Source organism: Hominiventricola sp. (genome assembly GCF_057604405.1).
Window position 1 is genome coordinate 128,745 of record NZ_DBLYVB010000003.1, and the last position, 20,695, is coordinate 149,439.

At 46.6% G+C, this 20,695-nt stretch carries 19 protein-coding genes; 17 read left to right on the plus strand and 2 right to left on the minus strand.

Annotated features, from left to right (window positions below; genetic code table 11):
* Window positions 1–16: 16 nt before the first annotated feature.
* Window positions 17–277, minus strand: a complete 261-nt coding sequence (locus ACZMB2_RS03675; protein WP_487595567.1) for a DUF1294 domain-containing protein — start codon at window positions 275–277, stop codon at window positions 17–19.
* Between the two features lie 126 nt (window positions 278–403).
* Between ACZMB2_RS03675 and ACZMB2_RS03680 the strand changes: the two genes are divergently transcribed.
* From ACZMB2_RS03680 to ACZMB2_RS03730, 11 genes are all read left to right on the plus strand, one after another.
* A complete protein-coding gene (locus ACZMB2_RS03680) occupies window positions 404–601 on the plus strand; it encodes a hypothetical protein (protein ID WP_487595568.1) in 198 nt (65 codons plus the stop codon).
* Window positions 601–1,527, plus strand: coding sequence for a DUF7916 family protein (locus ACZMB2_RS03685; protein WP_487595569.1), 927 nt, complete (start codon window positions 601–603; stop codon window positions 1,525–1,527). The genes ACZMB2_RS03680 and ACZMB2_RS03685 overlap by 1 nt, the downstream gene beginning before the upstream one ends.
* Before the next feature lie 67 nt (window positions 1,528–1,594).
* A complete protein-coding gene (thyA, locus tag ACZMB2_RS03690) occupies window positions 1,595–2,443 on the plus strand; it encodes a thymidylate synthase (RefSeq protein ID WP_487595570.1) in 849 nt (282 codons plus the stop codon).
* Between the two features lie 18 nt (window positions 2,444–2,461).
* On the plus strand, window positions 2,462–2,956 hold the full coding sequence (locus ACZMB2_RS03695) for a dihydrofolate reductase (protein ID WP_487595571.1): 495 nt from the start codon (window positions 2,462–2,464) through the stop codon (window positions 2,954–2,956).
* Between the two features lie 3 nt (window positions 2,957–2,959).
* Window positions 2,960–4,150, plus strand: coding sequence for an FtsW/RodA/SpoVE family cell cycle protein (locus tag ACZMB2_RS03700; RefSeq protein ID WP_487595572.1), 1,191 nt, complete (start codon window positions 2,960–2,962; stop codon window positions 4,148–4,150).
* A 12-nt stretch (window positions 4,151–4,162) separates the two neighbouring features.
* Complete coding sequence (gene ispG / locus ACZMB2_RS03705; RefSeq protein ID WP_308459591.1) at window positions 4,163–5,218, plus strand: flavodoxin-dependent (E)-4-hydroxy-3-methylbut-2-enyl-diphosphate synthase; 1,056 nt, start codon at window positions 4,163–4,165, stop codon at window positions 5,216–5,218.
* A complete protein-coding gene (locus tag ACZMB2_RS03710) occupies window positions 5,211–9,719 on the plus strand; it encodes a PolC-type DNA polymerase III (RefSeq protein WP_487595573.1) in 4,509 nt (1,502 codons plus the stop codon). The genes ispG and ACZMB2_RS03710 overlap by 8 nt, the downstream gene beginning before the upstream one ends.
* A 132-nt stretch (window positions 9,720–9,851) precedes the next feature.
* The gene (locus tag ACZMB2_RS03715) at window positions 9,852–11,138 is read left to right on the plus strand and encodes an adenylosuccinate synthase (protein ID WP_487595574.1); all 1,287 of its coding nucleotides are present in this window, start codon (window positions 9,852–9,854) and stop codon (window positions 11,136–11,138) included.
* 7 nt (window positions 11,139–11,145) lie between these two features.
* A complete protein-coding gene (locus tag ACZMB2_RS03720) occupies window positions 11,146–11,754 on the plus strand; it encodes an HAD family hydrolase (protein WP_487595575.1) in 609 nt (202 codons plus the stop codon).
* A gap of 77 nt (window positions 11,755–11,831) precedes the next feature.
* A complete protein-coding gene (locus ACZMB2_RS03725) occupies window positions 11,832–12,566 on the plus strand; it encodes a phosphatase (protein ID WP_487595576.1) in 735 nt (244 codons plus the stop codon).
* 52 nt (window positions 12,567–12,618) lie between these two features.
* A complete protein-coding gene (locus ACZMB2_RS03730) occupies window positions 12,619–12,930 on the plus strand; it encodes a YerC/YecD family TrpR-related protein (RefSeq protein ID WP_487595577.1) in 312 nt (103 codons plus the stop codon).
* A gap of 15 nt (window positions 12,931–12,945) precedes the next feature.
* Here the strand turns inward: ACZMB2_RS03730 and ACZMB2_RS03735 are convergent, their stop codons facing one another.
* A complete protein-coding gene (locus tag ACZMB2_RS03735; RefSeq protein ID WP_487595578.1) occupies window positions 12,946–13,566 on the minus strand; it encodes a DUF1836 domain-containing protein in 621 nt (206 codons plus the stop codon).
* A 246-nt stretch (window positions 13,567–13,812) separates the two neighbouring features.
* On the opposite strand from ACZMB2_RS03735, the gene ACZMB2_RS03740 reads away from it, so the two are divergent.
* From ACZMB2_RS03740 to ACZMB2_RS03765, 6 genes are all read left to right on the plus strand, one after another.
* Complete coding sequence (locus tag ACZMB2_RS03740) at window positions 13,813–15,060, plus strand: nucleotide sugar dehydrogenase (RefSeq protein WP_487595579.1); 1,248 nt, start codon at window positions 13,813–13,815, stop codon at window positions 15,058–15,060.
* 187 nt (window positions 15,061–15,247) lie between these two features.
* The gene (locus ACZMB2_RS03745; RefSeq protein ID WP_487595580.1) at window positions 15,248–16,747 is read left to right on the plus strand and encodes an ABC transporter ATP-binding protein; all 1,500 of its coding nucleotides are present in this window, start codon (window positions 15,248–15,250) and stop codon (window positions 16,745–16,747) included.
* 14 nt (window positions 16,748–16,761) lie between these two features.
* Window positions 16,762–17,553, plus strand: coding sequence for an ABC transporter permease (locus tag ACZMB2_RS03750; protein WP_487595581.1), 792 nt, complete (start codon window positions 16,762–16,764; stop codon window positions 17,551–17,553).
* Window positions 17,550–18,350 carry an ABC transporter permease gene (locus ACZMB2_RS03755; protein WP_487595582.1) on the plus strand — a complete coding sequence of 267 codons (801 nt, stop codon included), beginning with the start codon at window positions 17,550–17,552 and terminating at the stop codon, window positions 18,348–18,350. The genes ACZMB2_RS03750 and ACZMB2_RS03755 overlap by 4 nt, the downstream gene beginning before the upstream one ends.
* Window positions 18,343–19,887, plus strand: coding sequence for an extracellular solute-binding protein (locus ACZMB2_RS03760; protein WP_487595583.1), 1,545 nt, complete (start codon window positions 18,343–18,345; stop codon window positions 19,885–19,887). The genes ACZMB2_RS03755 and ACZMB2_RS03760 overlap by 8 nt, the downstream gene beginning before the upstream one ends.
* 326 nt (window positions 19,888–20,213) lie before the next feature.
* The gene (locus ACZMB2_RS03765; RefSeq protein ID WP_487595584.1) at window positions 20,214–20,678 is read left to right on the plus strand and encodes a hypothetical protein; all 465 of its coding nucleotides are present in this window, start codon (window positions 20,214–20,216) and stop codon (window positions 20,676–20,678) included.
* Window positions 20,679–20,695: the final 17 nt, after the last annotated feature.

Genomic DNA, 20,695 nt, shown 5'->3' on the forward strand with positions numbered 1-20,695 from the left:
TGTGGCCGGAGATCATTTATTTTAAGAAAAACCAGCATCCAAGGGATATTTGAATCACGAGAATCAGCGGCATGCCTGCGACGAAATACCAGTGTTTCGTCTTGTGATGAAACGTGTACATGCCAAGAATGGCACCAGCAGAACCACCGATGATGGCAGAAAGAAAGAGGGTTTTCTCCGGAATCCTCCAGCGATGGTGTTTTGCTTTGGATTTGTCAACACCCATCAGCAAAAATGCCAGTATATTGACAACAATCAGATAATAGTAAAAAATCATAAAAAACTCCTCCATGTAATTATGATTTTTATCATACTCCATTTTGGAAAGAAAAAGCAAGTATGACAAAATATCCGCTTTGCATGTAAAACTGAATGCGGTATAATAAAATTTCAGGGAGGTTTTATGGAAGTGATCAGAGAAGAATTTATAAACGGCTTCTGCCGGACCACCAATGAGACGAGAACCGTCTGCTGTGAATATGAGCAATTGTCGGACGGAACATGGAAACTGACAGATTATGAATGCAATGTAGACAGCTGCCCTAACAGTGCAGCCTGTCAGATCTATAAAGAAGCGAGAGAAAAAGGAGGAACTTTCTAATGGGAAAAAGACTTCTGGACTGCACGGCGTCGGATGTGAAAGCTTTTACAAAGGAAGACTGGCTGTACAGCATCGGAGCCAATGAAGGAAGAACGTTGGCCTGCGAGACGATCGGTACGGTATTGCCGCTGTTTGGAGATGTGACCAATGCGGAAGTAGCCGCTTCTCTTGGGGCAGATATTCTGCTTTTAAATATTTTTGATGTAGAGAACCCGATCATTCAGGGATTGCCGGATGTGAAACCGGAAGAACGGGTGCGGGAATTAAAGCGCCTTACCGGGCGGATGATTGGTATCAACCTGGAGCCGGTAGAAAGTGGATATGAAGGAGAAGATCCGGATAATATGTGGAAAATGTCTCCGGGACGGATGGCGACATTGAAAAATGCTGTAAAAGCCTGTGAAATGGGCGTGGATATGGTACTTCTTACCGGAAATCCCGGTAACGGTGTTTCCAATCAGGCCATTACCGATACATTGAAAACACTGAAATGTGAGCTGGGAGACAAACTGATTCTGGCAGCGGGTAAGATGCACGCATCCGGCATTTTAAGTGAAGCCGGAGAGCATATTATCACGGAAAAAGATGTGGAGGAATTTATCGGGGCAGGAGCGGATATTGTGCTGTTTCCGGCACCTGGAACGGTTCCCGGCATTACGATGGAATACATAAGGAGCCTGGCAGCCGTGGCCCACAGTCATAATGTGCTGACCATGACCAGTATCGGGACATCCCAGGAGGGGGCGGATGCAGAGACGATCCGGCAGATAGCCCTCATGTGTAAGATGGCGGGAACAGATATCCATCATCTGGGAGATTCCGGTTATACGGGTATTGCCATTCCGGAAAATATTACCGCTTATTCCAAAGTCATCCGTGGAGCGAGACATACCTATCGTCGTATGGCGCTTTCCGTGAACAGATAAAAAAGAAGAAAAGGAGATAAGCTATAATGGCTTGCAAATATAAAATCAACAGAATTGAGGATATTTCATGAGCTACGCAGATCAGTTATTTATTCATATGTGCCAGGATATTCTGGAGAACGGCACCAGTACGGAAGGAGAAAAAGTCCGTCCGCACTGGGAGGATGGAAGCTCTGCTTATACCATCAAGCGGTTCGGTGTGGTAAACCGCTATGATTTAAGAAAAGAATTTCCGGCAATCACCCTGAGAAAGACAGCCCTGAAAAGCTGCATGGATGAGATTTTGTGGATTTATCAGAAAAAATCCGCTAATATTCATGATCTGAACAGTCATGTGTGGGACGAGTGGGCTGACGAGACCGGTTCCATTGGAAAGGCCTATGGCTATCAGATTGGAGTAAAGAGCCGGTATAAGGAAGGCATGATGGATCAGATGGATCGGGTGCTGTATGACCTGAAGAACAATCCTTTCAGCCGCAGAATTATCACCAATACGTATGTACATGAGGATTTGAGTGAAATGCATCTCTACCCCTGTGCCTACAGTACTACCTGGAATGTGACCGAGGAAAAAGGGTCCGATAAACTGGTACTGAACATGGTGCTCAATCAGCGTTCCCAGGATGTACTGGCGGCCAATAACTGGAATGTATGCCAGTATGCGATTTTACTGATGATGGTGGCTCAGGTCTGCGATATGGTACCGGGAGAACTTCTGCATGTGATTGCGGACGCTCATATTTACGACCGCCATGTGGATGTGATTAAGGAACTGATCGGAAGAGAGACTTATCCGGCTCCGAAGGTACGTCTGAATCCGGAGGTGAAAGATTTCTATCAGTTTACTACCTCAGATCTTCTGGTGGAGGATTACCAGGCAGGACCCCAGGTGAAAAATATTCCCATTGCCGTATAAATAAGGAGGACGAACAACATGAATTTGATTGTAAATGTGGACCAGAACTGGGCCATTGGACATAAAGGAAAGCTTCTGGTGAGTATTCCGGAGGATATGAAATTTTTCCGTTCCGAGACCAGCGGTAAAGTCGTGGTTCTTGGAAGAAAGACACTGGCTACGTTTCCGGGAGGAATGCCATTAAAGAACCGGACCAACATTATTCTGACCAGAAACCCTGACTATCAGGTGAAGGACGCCATTGTCTGCCACAGTGTGGAGGAAGTGCTGGAAGAAGTGAAAAAGTATAATAGTGAAGATGTCTATATCATAGGAGGAGATACTATTTACAAAGAGTTTCTGCCCTATTGTGATGTGGCCCATGTGACCCGGACGGATCATGCCTATGAGGCAGATGCCTGGTTCCCGAATTTGGAAGAAGATCCGGAATGGGAGCTGACCGGGGAGAGCGATGAGAAGACCTACTTTGATCTGGAATTTCGTTTCTGCCGTTACGAGAGACGGAGGGCATAAAGGATGGCAAAGAGGGAAAGGATGTTTCAGCCGGGACTTCGAGGGCTGGATACGAACCTTCTGGTGGTGCTGTCTTTCATTATGATTTTCGGATTTGTCATGATTTACAGTGCCAGCTATTACACGGCGGGATTAAGTAAAGCATACAATTATGATCCTATGTATCTTCTGAAAAATCAGATCGTATATACAGTTCTTGGCATGATTGCCATGCTGGTGGTGGCGTCTGTGAACTACCATATATGGAGTGCATTTGTCATTCCCGGATATGTACTGTGTATCGGATTAATTCTGCTTCTGAAAACACCTCTTGGAGTTACGGTAAAGGGAGCAACCCGGTGGATTCGTCTGGGGGGCATTCAGTTCCAGGTAGCAGAGCCGATAAAGCTCATTATGATTGTCTTTATGGCCACATTGATCGTGATGAAAGGACGGCATTTGAAGAGCTGGCTGTCCATGATCAAGATTATGATTCCCAGCGGAATTATTGCGGTGCTGATCTGGAAAATCAGTGATAACATGAGTACGGCAACGATTCTACTGGGAACGGCGGTCTTTATGATGTATGTGGTACATCCGGAACAATGGAAATTCATGCTCTGTGCGGCAGGAGTGGTAATATTTGTCGCAGTGATGGTCTACTATGTGAAGCATCTGGATCCGTCGGCATTGGAGGCAAACTTCCGTTTTGCCCGTATCCGTGCCTGGCTGGAGCCCTATGAATATGAAAAAGATACGGCATTTCAGTCCCTGCAAGGGCTTTATGCCATTGGTTCCGGCGGCCTCTTTGGAAAGGGCCTTGGCAACAGTATTCAGAAGCTGGGTAAAATCCCGGAACCCTACAACGATTATATTTTTGCAATTATCTGTGAGGAACTGGGCATCTTCGGAGCAGGTCTGATTATTCTTCTATTTATTTACCTGCTATACCGGATTTTTATTATCTCCCAGACGGCGGAAGATCTGCTGGGTAGAATGATTTCCATCGGCGTGTTTTCCCACATTGCCCTGCAGGTGATTTTAAACCTGCTGGTAGTAACGAATCTGTTTCCGACTACCGGGGTTACCCTGCCGTTTTTCAGTTACGGAGGTACCGCGACGGTGTTTCTTCTGATGGAGATCGGTTTGGTTCTGAACGTTAATAAATACAGTATACAAAAACGCCTGGATGCGATCCGGGAAGAAAAATTATAACAGGAGGGTGTTATGTATCGAGATCATACAAAAGTGGTAAAAATCGGTGACCGGGTTATCGGTGGGGGAAATCCTATCCTGATCCAGTCCATGACCAATACAAGAACGGAGGACGTGGAGGCAACCGTTTCCCAGATCCGTCGTCTGACTGCAGCCGGATGTGAGATTATCCGCTGTACCGTTCCAACTATGGAAGCGGCGCTGGCATTAAAGGAAATTAAGAAGCAGATTTCCATTCCGCTGGTGGCAGATATTCATTTTGACTATAAGATGGCCATTGCAGCCATGGAAAACGGCGCAGACAAAATCCGTATCAATCCGGGAAATATCGGAAGCTATGAGCGTATCAAGGCAGTTGTGGATACGGCAAAAGAAAGAAATATTCCCATTCGCGTGGGGGTGAACAGCGGTTCCCTGGAAAAAGAACTGGTGGAAAAATACCACGGTGTCACCGCAGAGGGAATTGTGGAGAGTGCCCTTGATAAAGTAAAAATCATCGAGGATATGGGGTATGACAATCTGGTCATTAGTATCAAATCTTCCAACGTACTTATGTGTGCAAAAGCCCATGAACTGATAGCTCAGAAGACAGATCATCCGCTGCATGTGGGAATTACAGAGGCAGGAACTCTTTATTCCGGAAATATCAAATCCGCAGTTGGTCTTGGCGTGATCCTCTATCAGGGCATCGGCGATACGATCCGTGTTTCCCTGACCGGTGATCCGGCAGAAGAGGTGAAATCTGCACGTCTGATTTTAAAGACCCTGGGACTCAGAAAAGGCGGTGTGGAAGTTGTTTCCTGTCCGACCTGCGGAAGAACCAAGATTGACCTTATCGGTCTGGCAAATAAAGTAGAAGCCATGGTAGCCAACTATCCACTGGACATCCGCGTAGCTGTTATGGGCTGCGTGGTGAACGGACCTGGTGAGGCAAGAGAAGCGGACATTGGAATCGCAGGCGGCGACGGCATCGGTCTTCTGATCAAACATGGTGAGATTGTTCAGAAGCTTCCGGAGGATCAGCTCCTGGATGCTCTTCGTACAGAACTGGAGAACTGGAATGAATGAAAAACCGTTTTTTGAAGTGTTTCGCACACTGCAGGTAGACGGACAATTACATAGTCTCTTTGAGCAGGTTATGGTAACCCGGGTATCAACGAACCCGAAACGTGATGTGCTCAGAGTGTACATTGTGAGCAAAAAGCTGATTGCAAAAGATCAGCTTTTTCATATTGCAAAGCAGATTCAGCGGCAGATTTTCGGCAGCAGGAGGACACAGGTCTATTTTTTTGAAAAATTCCAGTTGTCTGAGCAGTACACGCCGGAAAAATTGTGGGACCTCTATGAGGACAGTGTGCTCACAGAACTGGAAGCCTACAGCCCCTACAAAAGAAGCATTATGAAAAATGCGAAGGTGGAGTTTCCGGATGAACACAACTTGCGGGTGACGGTTTCCGATCAGGTCTATGACAAGGAAGCAGTGGATGATATTTTACGGATTCTGGACCGGGTGTTTAATGAGCGCTGCGGCTTTCAGGTGAAGGTGGATGTGAACTACGTCGATCTGAAAGAACACAAGAGCCTGGAGAAGAGCGAGGCGCAGATGCGCCAGCGGATCAGCTTTCTGACGGAAAGTCTTATGAAGGAAAAGGAAGCCAAAGCTGAGGCAAAGGCGGAGAAAAAAGCGGTCAGTGAGGCAGCAAAGGCAGCAGGGGGATTCGCAGGAAAACCATCGGGAAATGGTACCGGATCGGCAGCAGCCAGTGCCGGTGAAAATGCACCTAAATCTTTTGGCGGCGGACGGTTCGGCGGAGAAGGCCGCAGCGGCAGTATCCGGAGAAGTGACAACCCGGATGTACTTTACGGGCGTGATTTCGAGGATGAACCGATTCCGTTGGAGCAGATCGTCGAGGAGATGGGAGAGGTAACCGTTCGCGGCAAAATCTTCAATATGGAGGAGCGGGAGATCCGCGGGGAGCGTACCATTGTTACCTTGACAGTATCGGACTTTACCGATACCATCCATGTAAAAATGTTTACCAGAAATGAGCAGCTGGAAGAGCTGCGGAGTAAGATTTCAGCAGGCGGTTTTGTAAAGCTCAAAGGTATGACGACCCTGGACCGGTTTGATCACGAGCTGACTATCAGTTCCGTGGTGGGTATTAAGAAGATCGCAGACTTTACCACTTCCCGTATGGATTATTCCTACAAGAAGCGTGTGGAGCTGCACTGCCATACGAAGATGAGCGATATGGACGGCGTTACCGATGCATCAGTTCTTCTGAAACGTGCCAAAGCATGGGGAATGCCGGCTCTTGCTATCACGGATCATGGCTGCGTGCAGGCATTTACGGAGGCCAGCCATACGATTTCCAAGGATGAAGAGTTTAAAGTTATTTATGGAGTGGAAGGTTATCTGGTGGATGACCTGAAGGAATTGGTAGAAAATTCCAAGGGGCAAAGCCTCGATGATCCCTATGTAGTATTTGACCTTGAGACCACCGGACTTTCCGCAGTCAACAATAAGATCATTGAAATCGGTGCGGTCAAGGTGGAAAATGGAAAGATCACGGACCGGTTCAGTACTTTTGTCAATCCGAAGGAGCCCATTCCCTTTGAGATCGAAGAACTGACCAGTATCAGTGATGAGATGGTCATCGGCGCACCGACCATCGAAGAAATTTTGCCGGATTTCCTGAAGTTCTGTGAGGGCTGTGGACTGATTGCCCACAATGCCTCTTTTGATGCGGGATTTATCGAGGAAAACTGCCGTCGTATGAATATTCCTACGGACTTTACGGTAGGAGATACGGTGGCTATGGCAAGACTCCTTCTTCCGGCTCTTAATAAATTTAAACTGGACACAGTTGCCAAGGCATTGAATGTGTCTCTTGACCATCATCACCGTGCGGTGGATGACGCAGCCTGCACAGCGGAGATCTTTGTGAAATTTATTGAGATGTTCAAAGCAAGAGATGTTCGGAATCTCGATCAGGTCAATGAGATGGGGCGGACGAATGAGGATGCCATTCGAAAGCTTCCTACTTATCATATCATTATATTAGCGAAAAATGACATCGGACGGGTGAACCTTTACCGTCTGGTATCCTGGTCACATCTTAAATACTTTGCCAGAAGACCGCGGATTCCCAAGAGTCTTCTGAATGAATACCGGGAAGGCCTGATCGTAGGTTCTGCCTGCGAGGCGGGGGAACTGTATCAGGCAATTCTTAGAGGAGCGCCCAGCCAGGAAGTGGCAAGAATCGTGAATTTTTACGATTACCTGGAGATCCAGCCCCTGGGCAATAACGGATTTATGCTGCGGGATTCCAAGAATCCGGTAAACTCGGAGGAAGATCTCCGGGAAAATGTCCGGAAGATCGTGCGCCTTGGTGAAGAATTTAAGAAGCCGGTCGTTGCCACCTGCGATGTGCATTTCATTGACCCGGAGGATGAAGTATACCGAAGAATCATCATGGCGGGAAAGGGCTTTAATGATGCTGATGAACAGGCCCCGCTTTATCTTCGTACTACGGAGGAGATGCTGGCGGAATTTGAATTTCTTGGTGCGGAGAAGGCAGAAGAGGTGGTCATCACTAACACGAATATGATTTCCGATATGTGCGAGCATCTGTCACCGGTGCGTCCGGATAAATGCCCGCCGGTCATCCCGAATTCTGACAAAACGCTGCGAGAGATCTGTTACAACAAAGCCCACGAGATTTACGGAGATGATCTGCCGGAAGTGGTAACGGAGCGTCTGGAGAGGGAACTGAAGTCCATTATCGGAAATGGATTCGCCGTGATGTACATTATCGCCCAAAAGCTGGTATGGAAATCCAATGACGACGGTTATCTGGTAGGCTCCCGTGGATCTGTAGGTTCTTCTTTTGTCGCTACCATGGCGGGAATCACGGAAGTAAATCCGCTGCGTCCTCACTATATTTGTCCCCAGTGTCATTATAGTGACTTTGACTCGGATGATGTGAAAGCTTATGCCGGAATGGCGGGCTGCGATATGCCGGACAAGGACTGCCCGGTGTGCGGTCATAAGCTATTAAAAGAGGGATTTGACATTCCCTTCGAGACCTTCCTTGGTTTCAAGGGAAACAAGGAACCGGATATCGACCTGAATTTCTCCGGTGATTATCAGTCCAAGGCACACAAATATACAGAAGTTATCTTCGGTGCAGGTCAGACCTTCCGGGCGGGAACCATCGGTACGCTGGCAGATAAGACAGCATTTGGCTATGTAAAAAAATACTATGAAGAGCGCGGCACCAGCAAGCGGAACTGTGAGATCGACCGGATCGTGCAAGGCTGTACAGGTGTCCGCCGAACCACAGGACAGCACCCGGGCGGTATCATTGTACTTCCCTTGGGCGAAACGATCTATTCCTTTACTCCAGTGCAGCATCCGGCCAACGATATGACGACGGATACGGTAACGACTCATTTCGATTACCATTCCATCGACCATAACCTGTTGAAACTGGATATTCTGGGACATGATGATCCCACCATGATCCGTATGCTGGAGGATTTGACCGGTGTGGATGCAAAGACCATTCCGCTGGATGACCCGGAAGTTATGACCCTGTTCCAGAGTACGGAAGCTCTGGGCGTGAAGCCGGAGGATATCGGAGGTACCAGGCTTGGCTCTTTGGGAATTCCGGAGTTTGGTACCGAGTTTGCAATGCAGATGTTAATCGATACCCACCCGACCCACTTTTCTGATCTGGTCCGCATTGCCGGACTGGCCCACGGAACGGACGTGTGGCTGGGCAACGCCCAGACGCTGATTCAGGAAGGAAAGGCGACCATTTCTACGGCCATCTGTACGCGAGACGATATTATGACGTATCTCATTGGTATGGGACTGGACAGTGAGATGTCCTTCAAGATTATGGAGGCCGTCCGGAAAGGAACCGTTGCAAAAGGAAAATGTGACAACTGGCCGAAATGGAAGGAAGAGATGATTGCCCACAACGTACCGGACTGGTATATCTGGTCCTGTGAGAAGATCAAGTATATGTTCCCAAAAGCCCATGCGGCAGCTTATGTTATGATGGCATGGCGAATTGCCTGGTGCAAGATCAATTATCCGCTGGCTTACTATGCGGCATATTTCAGTATCCGCGCGGATGCATTTAATTATGAGATCATGTGTCAGGGCCGGGACCGTCTGGAATACTATATGGCGGATTATAAGAGAAGAAGTGATTCCCTGTCCCAGAAAGAGCAGGAGACCCTGAAGGATATGAAGAGCGTACAGGAAATGTATGCCCGTGGTTTTGAATTTATGAAGATCGATATCTACCGGGCCAATGCCCATGAGTTTCAGATCATTGATGGAAAACTCATGCCCTCCCTGTCGACCATCGACGGACTGGGTGATAAGGCAGCGGATGCCTTCGTGGAAGCCGCGGCTCAGGGACCGTTCCTTTCCAAAGACGATCTCCGCCAGCGCAGCAAGCTCAGCAAGACCGTCATCGACCTGATGGCAGATCTGGGGCTTCTGGAGGGGCTGCCCGAATCCAACCAGTTGTCGCTGTTTGATTTTGGGTAACATCAAAAAGAACTTTACTTATTAACATTTATAAGATATACTAAGTTGTGTATGCGGTCAATTTTAACCTGGGACCGCAGTTGTTTATACAGGACAGGTAAAGAGAAACCTGTGAAATGGAGGAAGTTATCTATGGTAAGAGCAGTTGTAGGAGCAAACTGGGGTGATGAAGGAAAAGGCAAGATCACCGATATGCTCGGCCAGGAGTCCGATATTATTGTAAGATTCCAGGGAGGAGCCAATGCGGGTCATACCATCGTCAATGATTATGGAAAGTTTGCATTACACACCCTGCCGTCCGGAATTTTCTATGGTCATACGACCAGCATTATCGGAAACGGCGTGGCACTGAATATCCCGGTATTTTTTAAGGAGCTTCAGAGCGTTGTGGATCAGAATGTTCCAATGCCGAAGATTCTGGTATCTGACCGTGCGCAGATGGTAATGTCTTATCATATTCTTTTTGATAAACTGGAAGAGGAGCGTCTGGCAGGAAAGTCCTTTGGATCTACCAAATCCGGTATCGCACCGTTCTATTCAGACAAATATGCAAAGATCGGTTTCCAGGTCAGCGACCTGTTTGCCGATGAGAAAGAATTAAGAGAAAGAATTGCTAATGTAATTCTGAAGAAAAATGTTCTCCTTGAGAATCTGTATCATGCAGAACCCCTCAAAGAGGACGATATCTACGAAGAGCTGATGGGCTACAAGAAGATGGTAGAGCCCTATGTGTGCGACGTATCCGCATATCTGTGGGAAGCTATCAAAGAAGGAAAGAACATCCTGCTGGAAGGTCAGCTGGGAACCCTGAAGGATCCGGATCATGGAATTTACCCGATGGTTACCTCTTCTTCCACACTGGCAGCTTACGGTGCCATCGGAGCAGGTATTCCGCCTTATGAGATCAAACAGGTTATCACTGTATGTAAGGCATACTCCAGTGCAGTAGGAGCAGGTGCATTTGTCAGCGAGATTTTCGGTGAGGAAGCAGACGAGCTCAGAAGACGCGGCGGAGACGGCGGAGAGTATGGTGCAACTACCGGACGTCCGAGAAGAATGGGATGGTTCGACTGTGTGGCTTCCAAATACGGATGCCGTCTGCAGGGTGCTACTGATGTGGCATTTACCGTACTTGACGTACTTGGCTATCTGGATGAGATTCCGGTATGCGTAGGCTACGACATTGACGGAAAAGTAACGACTGATTTCCCGACCACTCATCTGCTGGAGAAAGCAAAACCGGTATACGAGGTTCTTCCGGGATGGAAATGTGATATCCGCGGTATCAAGAATTACGAAGAGCTGCCGGAGAACTGCCGCAAATACATCGAGTTCATTGAGAAACAGATCGGATTCCCGATTACCATGATTTCCAACGGACCGGGAAGAAACGACATCATCCACAGAAATGTGAAATAAGAAAATCATGATCAGAAATATTGTATTTGACATCGGAAATGTATTGGTAGATTATTGCTGGCAGGATCACATTGCACATTATGGATTTAAGGGTGAGAAGGCAGACCGGATTGCTCATGCCATGATGCTGGGACCCGATTGGAAAGAGCTGGATCGGGGTGTGCTAAGGGGCGAAGAATTTCGTCGTCTGCTTATCAGCAAAGCACCGGAGCTTGAGCAGGAGATTCTACTGCTCATGTCGGATTTAAGTACGCTGGTGCGGAGACGGGAAGGCAGTATTCCGTGGATTCAGGATCTGAAAGCAAGAGGATACCATACCTACTATCTTTCCAATTATGGAGAGCAGGTGCGCTATGATACAGCGGCTTCTCTGAATTTTATGAAAGAGATGGATGGTGGTATTATGTCCTATGAGGTGCATCAGATTAAGCCGGATGAGAAGATTTACCGTATGCTGCTTGACAGGTATCACCTGAAAGCAGAGGAAAGCATTTTTCTGGATGATACAAACATCAATGTGGACGGAGCAATAAAGGTAGGAATGCAGGGACTTCTGGTGGAAAACCAGGAGCAGGCAGCTCGTGATCTGAATGCGCTTCTGAAGCAGCAGGACTGATAAATCAAAGGAGTAGGAGGGGAGACTTTTCTGCTCCTTGTCTTATTTCATGAATATGACAGAAAGGACGACGGAAAATGAGAGATATACTGGATGTACATACCCATACCATTGCCAGTGGGCATGCGTATAACACCATGATGGAGATGATTCATGCAGCCCAGGAGAAGGGACTGGAAGTATATGGAATTACGGAGCATGCACCGAAAATGCCGGGTACCTGTGGAGAGTTTTATTTTCACAATTTGAAAGTGGTACCAAGACAGCATGGGAATCTGGAACTGTTGTTAGGGGCGGAGATGAACATTCTGGACGAGAATGGAACTGTGGATTTTGGGGAACCCTATCTTGGCAAGATGGATGTGACGGTTGCAAGTCTCCATACTCCCTGTATCAAGCCGGGCAGCCGGGATTGGAATACATCCTGCATCATCAATGCCATGAAAAATCCACATATCAATATCATCGGTCATCCGGATGACGGACGCTATTCGTTGGATTATGAAGCAATTGTACAGGCGGCAAAGGAGACTCACACACTTCTGGAGATTAATAACAATTCCCTGAATCCAAGAGGGTTTCGTCAGAATGCGCGGGAAAATGATTTGACCATGCTCCGACTCTGCAAAAAATACGGGGTGTCTGTCATCATGGGAAGTGATGCACATTATTATGAGGATATTCTCAATCACAGCCGTTCTCTGGAACTTATTGAGGAAGTGGATTTCCCAGAGGAATTGGTAGCAAATTCCCAAAAGGAACGGCTCTATCCATTTATCAATAAATATCTTAAGAATGGCTGGACTTTATGATTTTAGTGTGTTAAAATGTTGAAATCAGGAGTAGAAAACCAGGGGGTAAGACATGAGCAAAAGAATTCGCAATGAGGCCACCGACGGACTGTTCCACGCGATCCTCAGCCTGCAAAGTATGGAAGAATGCTATACATTTTTTGAAGACGTCTGCACCATCAACGAGATCCAGTCTCTGTCCCAGCGCTTTGAAGTTGCAAAACTCTTGCGGGAGAAACAGACTTATCTGGAGATAGCAGAGAAAACAGGAGCATCCACCGCGACCATCAGCCGCGTAAACCGTTCTTTGAATTATGGAAATGACGGATACGATATGGTATTCCGTCGTCTGGAAAAAGAAGAGGAAGAAAAAGGAAAAGAGTAAGCCGCATAAAACGGTTTACTCTTTTTCTTTGTGTTTCTTTCCGGTTTCCTTTTTTGGAAGGCCGTCGATGAGCTTTTCGATCACTTGTTTTTTTACATATACATCAAAACTTAAGAGACAGATAAAAGAGAAGGTCTGTAAAAACTGCCGATCCTCTTCCTCCGCGTCAGGAAAAATCTCAGAAGCAATGTGATATTTGTCGATTACATCCTGTTTCATCTTCTCCACTTCCTGCCGCTCCAGACTGAAGACTTCCTCATAGATGGACTGCATATTGAAATTACCATCATTGTGGAAATACCGTTCCGTCAGTGGCTCCAGAAGGCTTTGAATATCTCCGATGGAAAGGATAGATTTATAATAGTAAATATAGATCAGAAGCAGCATGTGCTCCTTTGAATATTTTTTCTTATCAGGAGAAGGCAGAAGCCGGTTCTTCGCATAGTTGTTGATCATGGTCTTGGTGAGGATCTTGTCCTCGGGGTACCGTTTGGAGGAACTTAAGTGCTCTTCCATAAAGGTTGTTACCTGATCCATGTAGAGATCAATATTCGGAATCTCCTTTGGCTTGATATAGTCAATTCGGTCAAGACTTTCCAGAATACTGTTAAGGATGTCCTGCTGGTTAATTGTCATACGTAATCACCTCATTTGTTTATTATATAGTATTTAAAACTACATAACAAGTCCTTTTATACAAAAAAATTTGAGAGATTTGCGTATAAGAATAGCCAGGAAGGGTATACTGTAAATGTACGGAAGAGAAATTGAATACTTATCCTCCCCTTTGAAGATCCGTCTGTTATGGAATGCCATGGCAGACGGATTTTTGTTTGACATTGCCCGGGCACAATGTTAGAGTGATAAGCGGAGGATCAGGTCATGAACAAAGAAAAGATAAAGATTGCCATAGCCGGAACTGGTTATGTGGGGCTGTCCAATGCGGTGCTGTTATCCCAGCATCATGAAGTGTGGGCAGTAGATATTATACAGGAAAAAACAGATCTTATTAACAGTGGGAAGTCCCCCATTGTGGACAAAGAGATTGAAGAATATCTGGCAGGTGGAAAACTTCATCTGACTGCGACAACAAACGGAGAAGAGGCATACCGCCAGGCAGATTATGTTATCATCTCTACACCAACGAATTATGATCCGGTGAAGAACTACTTTGATACCAGTTCCGTGGAAGCGGTCATTCAACTGGTGCAGAAATGTCATCCGGAAGCGGTGATGGTCGTGAAATCCACGGTTCCCGTAGGCTTTACGCAGCATATGTATGAAAAATATGACTGCAGAAACTTACTGTTCTCCCCGGAATTCTTAAGAGAAGGAAGAGCACTTTATGATAATCTCTACCCATCCCGGATCATTGTAGGTGTGCCGGAAGGAAGAGAAGATCTTCAGAAAGAGGCAGAGGTCTTTGCAGGGCTTTTGAAGGAAGGTGCGATTAAGGAAGAGATTCCGACCCTCTTTATGGGTACGACAGAAGCGGAAGCTGTGAAGCTTTTTGCAAACACTTATCTGGCACTGCGAGTTTCTTATTTTAATGAACTGGACACTTATGCAGAGATACGTGGACTGAATACGAAGCACATCATCGACGGTGTCTGCCTGGATCCGCGAATTGGAAGTCATTACAATAATCCGTCATTTGGTTACGGCGGTTACTGTCTTCCAAAAGATACGAAGCAGCTGCTGGCCAATTATCAGGATGTGCCGGAGAATCTCATTGAGGCCATCGTGGAAGCCAACCGGACGAGAAAAGATTTCATTGCAGAAAGGGTACTGGAGCGGGCAGGATACTATGAGGGTGAGAATGGAAGAAATGGTCTGCCAGGACGGCAGGTGACGGTAGGGGTTTACCGTCTGACCATGAAAGCCAACAGTGACAATTTCCGTCAGAGTTCCATTCAGGGAATTATGAAGCGGATCAAGGCGAAAGGTGCGGAAGTCATTATCTATGAACCGACTTTGGAAGATGGAAGCCGTTTCTTCGGAAGCCTGGTGGTTAACGATCTGGGCCGTTTCAAACAGGAGAGTCAGGCCATTGTTGCCAACCGCTACAGTGCGGAACTGGATGATGTACAGGAAAAGGTTTACACGAGGGATATCTTTAAAAGGGATTAATTTTCAATAAATCATTGACATTTTTCTCAATATCGAATACTATTCTACTTAGTGATATTGGCACAGGAACGAAAGGCAGTGACGTCAAGAAACGAAAGGCATCTTGACATTACTGCCTTATTTTTATGCGTTCCTGTGTACAAATCTGTAATCCACGTAACGAAGGAAAGGAGCTGGGAGCCGTACCATGTCAGTTGAACATATTATTGAACTGAAAGGAATTAAAAAGCGCTTCGAGGATAATTTTGAAGCGGTGAAGGATTTTAATCTCCAGGTTAAAAAAGGAGAATTTGTGACGTTCCTGGGGCCGTCAGGCTGTGGCAAGACCACGACTTTGCGTATGATAGCCGGATTTGACATCCCAACAGAAGGACAGATTTTGTTAAATGGGGAGGACATCAGTAAACTTCCTCCTAATAAGCGACCGATTAATACGGTATTTCAGAGATATGCGTTATTTCCGCATCTGAATATTTTTGATAACATTGCTTTCGGCCTGAAGCTGAAAACAAAAAATGTAACTTATAAAAATGCGGCAGGAGAGACCGTCACCCGTCAGGAAAAACTGACGAAGGAGGAGATCCGTGCCAAAGTAAGCCGTGCGCTGGAAATTGTAGACCTGGAAGGCTTTGAAAAGAGAAGTATTTCCACCCTGTCCGGCGGTCAGCAGCAGCGTATTGCCATCGCCAGAGCCATTGTCAATGAGCCGGAGATTCTGCTTCTTGATGAGCCGCTGGGTGCGCTGGATTTAAAGATGCGAAAAGAGATGCAGCTGGAGCTGATGGCCATGCACAAAGAGCTGGGTATCACTTTCATCTACGTTACCCATGACCAGGAAGAAGCCCTGACCATGTCTGATAAGGTTGTGGTTATGTCTGACGGTAAGATTCAGCAGATCGGTACGCCGGAGGAGATTTATAATGAGCCGCATACCGTATTTGTTGCGGACTTTATCGGTGAAAGCAACATTTACACTGGTCATATGTGCGGTATCCGCGAAGTGGATTTCTGCGGTGCGAAGTTTGCATGTCTTGATGATCTTCCGGTGGGAGCAAAAGTCGATGTCATCGTGCGCCCGGAGGATGTGATCATGACGGCACCGGAAGACGGTACGATTACGGGTGTGGTACAGTCCGTGATTTTCAAGGGTATGCATTATGAGATTATCGTGGAGTCAGGAGATAACGAGGTTGTGATCCAGAGCACCAGAAGTGCAAAAGAGGGCGATACCATTGGTATGTGTCTGGAGCCGGACGGCATCCATGTAATTCTGGCCGATACCAACCAGAATATTTTCGAGGGCGAGCTGACGAAACATTATACGGTGGAATTTGCAGGCGGCGAGTATGCCTGTGATGTGACGCAGCTGTATGCGGGATCTTCCATCAATGGAGACGGCGTTCTGGTGGATGCAGAGGGGCAGGAGATCGAGACTGCAGGCGTGAAGGTCAAAGTCAAGGTTCCGGTAGAATCCATCGACATGAGCGACGATACAGAAAATGGAGACGGTGTCTGCGGTCATATCATTTCTCTTATTTACAAAGGTGACCATTACCATTACGTGGTCAGAACGAAGGATGATTATGACTTCCATCTTCATGACGAATATCTGTGGAATGAGAACGACTATGTACGTCTTATCATTCCGAAGGAGAGCATTGAGATGTCCCTGTTGGGAGAAAACTGAAAGGAGACCGAAGAATGAACCTGCGTTTTTCAAGAAAACAGCTGGGTATCCCCTATGCGGTATTTTTGATCTGCTTTGTTGTTGCTCCGCTTCTGGTGGTACTCTACTATGCATTTACTAACGGCTCCGGACAGTTTACTGCCGGTAATTTCATCAATTTCTTTACCGATGAAAATACCATCGGAACCTTGTGCTACAGTCTGGTAGTAGCGGCAACCGTCACAGTATGCTGCACGCTGGTGGCTTATCCGGTGGCCTATATTCTGGCGCGGAGTGATATTAAGAAAAAAAATGTTCTGCTGGTGCTCTTTATTGCACCCATGTGGATTAACTTTACGCTCCGTGTGGTAGCTTTAAAAGAAGTGCTGACCATGATGGAAGGCAATCTGGCCTATCATCCGTTCCTCAACACGGTGATCGGTATGACCTATGATTTCCTGCCTTTTATGATTCTGCCCCTTTATACAACTCTTGGAAAGCTGGATAATTCCTTCCTGGAGGCAGCGGCTGACCTGGGAGCAGATCCGGTGCGGACTTTCCTGAAGGTAACACTTCCCTTAAGTGTACCGGGACTGATCAGCGGTGTAACCATGGTATTCCTGCCCTCCATGACGAACTATGTCATTCTGGATATGCTCTATAACAGCACTTACATCATGGGAAGTCTGATCGGAAGTTACTTTAATGCCTATGACTGGCACAATGGTTCCATGATATCCATCGTGCTGCTGGCAATTATCTTCCTTGTGACCTGGGCAACCAATGGCTTCAGTGAAGAGGAGACAGGACGGGGGACAATCTTATGATAAAAAAGACGATGAGATCTGCCTGGCTTGGCATTGTATTATTATTTATGTATCTTCCGGTACTGATTCTGGCTGTATACAGCTTTACGGATACGGCAACCATCGGAACCCATGGAAATTTTTCCCTGCAGAATTATAAAACCCTGTTTACGACAGGCGAGCTGCTGGGAATGATTGGCGGTACCTTTGCGCTGGCTATTGGGTCTGCCTGCATTGCGACGATTCTGGGAACCATCGGAGCCATCGGAGCCTTTTACAGTAAAAAAGGAACCAGAGGAGCCATTGATTTTGTCAATCAGGTTCCGGTAGTGAATGCGGAAGTGGTAACCGGATTTTCTATCTGTGTCCTGCTCATTGTAGTTCTGGGACTCAGCAAGGATTCCTTTTTCCCGTTGATCGTGGGGCATGTGGTACTGGAAGCGCCCTTTGTGTATCTGTCTGTTCTGCCAAAATTAAAACAGATGGATAACAGCATTTATGAGGCAGCGCTGGATCTGGGAGCAAATGCCAGTGTGGCATTGCGGAAGGTAGTTATTCCCCAGCTGATTCCGGGCATTGTATCCGGTTTTATGCTGTCCGTGACTCTGTCACTGGATGATTATTTTATTACGACTTATACGAAACCGGCCACCTTTGATACCATCAGTACTTATGTGGTCAATGCCACCAAGGGATCCCATACGGAGATCAAGACCGCACTCTGGGCGCTGTCGACTCTGATTTTTGTGATTATCGTGGCAGGTGTGCTGGTATGGAACCTTCTTAGTGAGAAAAAAGGAGGTGCGGATAATGAATAAGAGAATTTCAGCAGCAGCTATGGCAGCAGTCATGGGCGCGTCTGTCGTGTCTGCCATTCCGGTACAGGCAACAGGCGGTCAGACGGAGAATGATACCATTGTCCTGCGGGTCTGCAACTGGGAGGAATATATCGACGAAGGCGGCTGGGAGGATGACGAGGTCATCGATCTGGACAGCGGCGATATCTTTGGAGAAAATTCCATGATTCAGGATTTTGAACAATGGTATCAGGATACTTATGGAAAAAAAGTGAGAGTGGAATATTCCACTTTTGGAACCAACGAGGAACTGTACAGCCAGCTGAATCTGGGAAATGTCTATGACCTGGTGTGTCCTTCTGACTACATGATCATGAAGCTCCTGAAAGAAAATAAACTGGAGCCTCTGTCCAAAGATTTCTTTGATACGGAAAATGAGAACAACTACTACGTAAAAGGAGTATCTCCTTATATCAACGGCGTATTTGAAGAAAATCAGATTGACGGAAAACCATGGGCGGATTATGCAGCAGGTTATATGTGGGGCATTACCGGTATGGTCTACAATCCGGAAGAGGTAACAGAGGAAGAAGCTTCCACCTGGGCGATCCTGGAAAATCCGAAATTCTACCGTCAGGTTACCATTAAGGACAATGTGCGTGATGCTTATTTTCCGACACTGGCGATTCTGAACCGGGATCAGCTTCTGGATCCTTCTTTTAGAAACAGTGCAAATTATGAAACTCAGCTCTCTGCCATCATGAATGATACAAGAAAAGAGACCATTGATGAGGCAGAAGAAAAGTTAAAAGAGATCCGCGCCAATGTCTACTCCTTTGAGACGGACAGCGGCAAAGCAGATATGGTCAGTGGAAAGGTGGTTGCCAATCTGCAGTGGTCCGGAGATGGTGTCTATGCACTGGATCAGGCAGAGGAGGACGGCTTTTATCTGGATTGGGCGGTACCGGAAGAATGTACCAACCTGTGGTTTGACGGGTGGGTCATGTTAAAGAGCGGCATCGGTCAGGATGCAGCAAAGAAACAGGCTGCTCAGGCATTTATCAACTTCCTGTCAAGACCGGATAATGCTGTCCGCAATATGTATTACATTGGATACACTTCTGCCATCGCAGGCGGTGACAGCGATGTGATATTTGACTATCTGGACTGGACTTACGGTGCGGAAGAGGATGAGGAAGATACCATCGAATATCCGGTAGGATATTTCTTCTCCGGTGACAACAGTGATGAGGACTACGTCATCACCGCACCGGCTGAGCAGGCGCACCGCCAGCTTTCTGCCCAGTATCCCAGTGAGGAAGAGATCAGCCGGAGTGCGGTCATGCTGTATTTTGACGACGAGGGTAATAAGAACATCAATCAGATGTGGATCAATGTGAGATGCTTTAATTTAAGTATGCTCAGCACCACCCAGTGGACGGTCATTGTCCTGATTGCGCTGGCAGCTGTGCTGTTGGTGTTGGGAGTGAAGTATGGGGACGATGTGTTCCGCAGAAAAGCGCCGAAGGGATATGAGAAGGACGACCATAAAAATTAAAGAAACTTCTGAATAAAATGAAAATATTATGGAAGTGACAGGATTCCGTTGACAATAGGAAAAAATACGTTATAATACAAATCATCAGAAGGAAAAAACCTTCTGATCCCGGAAAAGCGGAAACCAGTTATCAAAGGAGATAGCACTGTAGAACCAGTTCTGTCTCCTTCTTTGTTTGCTTTTCTCTATCCCCTTAGTAGTTATATATATTTCAACGCAGAAGAATCCAGGTTTGTCCGGCCTGGGTTCTTTTGCGTTGACACAGAACCTGGATGCCCGTATACTGATAAGGTATCTGAAAATTATACAAAAGAGAGGAAATCAAAATGATGAATGTAGCAGCATTGATGGGAATGGGAATGGCAATTATTGCGATTGTGGGAATTGTTGTGATCGCATGCTATGTGATTTTTTCCGTGTCTCATATGAAAGCACTGAAAGCAATGGGATATGATAAAGCATGGCTTGCATGGATTCCATACGGTGTATGGTATGCTTGTGCAGATGCAGCGGCGGGATATGAAGATCCGGTTCGGCTGTTTGACAGCTTTGAAGTACCGGCAACTGTATTCAAGCTGTGGTGGATTGTGCCGTTGGTACTGAATTTTATATCTTTTAACTCCGGTCTGGAGACTATGATTAATTTTGCACTGAATCTGGTATTCTTAGGAAGCACCTATGCAAAGATGTATGCGATTCTGGACCATAAGACAGAAAAAGAAACCCAGACGATTGGAGCAGTATCCGGTATTGTACCTATTGTGGCAGTTGTAAAATTTTTGATGAAATAACAGGAGAGAGACAGTTA

Bases quoted from the DNA above. Each gene is read 5' to 3' on its own strand.
- ACZMB2_RS03730 (WP_487595577.1), top strand. From the start codon at position 12,619: ATGAGCAAAAGAATTCGCAATGAGGCCACCGACGGACTGTTCCACGCG.
- ACZMB2_RS03725 (WP_487595576.1), top strand. From the start codon at position 11,832: ATGAGAGATATACTGGATGTACATACCCATACCATTGCCAGTGGGCAT.
- ACZMB2_RS03760 (WP_487595583.1), top strand. From the start codon at position 18,343: ATGAATAAGAGAATTTCAGCAGCAGCTATGGCAGCAGTCATGGGCGCG.
- ACZMB2_RS03680 (WP_487595568.1), top strand. From the start codon at position 404: ATGGAAGTGATCAGAGAAGAATTTATAAACGGCTTCTGCCGGACCACC.
- thyA (WP_487595570.1), top strand. From the start codon at position 1,595: ATGAGCTACGCAGATCAGTTATTTATTCATATGTGCCAGGATATTCTG.
- ACZMB2_RS03700 (WP_487595572.1), top strand. From the start codon at position 2,960: ATGGCAAAGAGGGAAAGGATGTTTCAGCCGGGACTTCGAGGGCTGGAT.
- ACZMB2_RS03715 (WP_487595574.1), top strand. From the start codon at position 9,852: ATGGTAAGAGCAGTTGTAGGAGCAAACTGGGGTGATGAAGGAAAAGGC.
- ACZMB2_RS03765 (WP_487595584.1), top strand. From the start codon at position 20,214: ATGATGAATGTAGCAGCATTGATGGGAATGGGAATGGCAATTATTGCG.
- ACZMB2_RS03675 (WP_487595567.1), bottom strand. From the start codon at position 277: ATGATTTTTTACTATTATCTGATTGTTGTCAATATACTGGCATTTTTG.
- ACZMB2_RS03740 (WP_487595579.1), top strand. From the start codon at position 13,813: ATGAACAAAGAAAAGATAAAGATTGCCATAGCCGGAACTGGTTATGTG.
- ACZMB2_RS03710 (WP_487595573.1), top strand. From the start codon at position 5,211: ATGAATGAAAAACCGTTTTTTGAAGTGTTTCGCACACTGCAGGTAGAC.
- ACZMB2_RS03750 (WP_487595581.1), top strand. From the start codon at position 16,762: ATGAACCTGCGTTTTTCAAGAAAACAGCTGGGTATCCCCTATGCGGTA.
- ACZMB2_RS03720 (WP_487595575.1), top strand. From the start codon at position 11,146: ATGATCAGAAATATTGTATTTGACATCGGAAATGTATTGGTAGATTAT.
- ACZMB2_RS03735 (WP_487595578.1), bottom strand. From the start codon at position 13,566: ATGACAATTAACCAGCAGGACATCCTTAACAGTATTCTGGAAAGTCTT.
- ACZMB2_RS03745 (WP_487595580.1), top strand. From the start codon at position 15,248: ATGTCAGTTGAACATATTATTGAACTGAAAGGAATTAAAAAGCGCTTC.
- ACZMB2_RS03755 (WP_487595582.1), top strand. From the start codon at position 17,550: ATGATAAAAAAGACGATGAGATCTGCCTGGCTTGGCATTGTATTATTA.
- ACZMB2_RS03695 (WP_487595571.1), top strand. From the start codon at position 2,462: ATGAATTTGATTGTAAATGTGGACCAGAACTGGGCCATTGGACATAAA.
- ispG (WP_308459591.1), top strand. From the start codon at position 4,163: ATGTATCGAGATCATACAAAAGTGGTAAAAATCGGTGACCGGGTTATC.
- ACZMB2_RS03685 (WP_487595569.1), top strand. From the start codon at position 601: ATGGGAAAAAGACTTCTGGACTGCACGGCGTCGGATGTGAAAGCTTTT.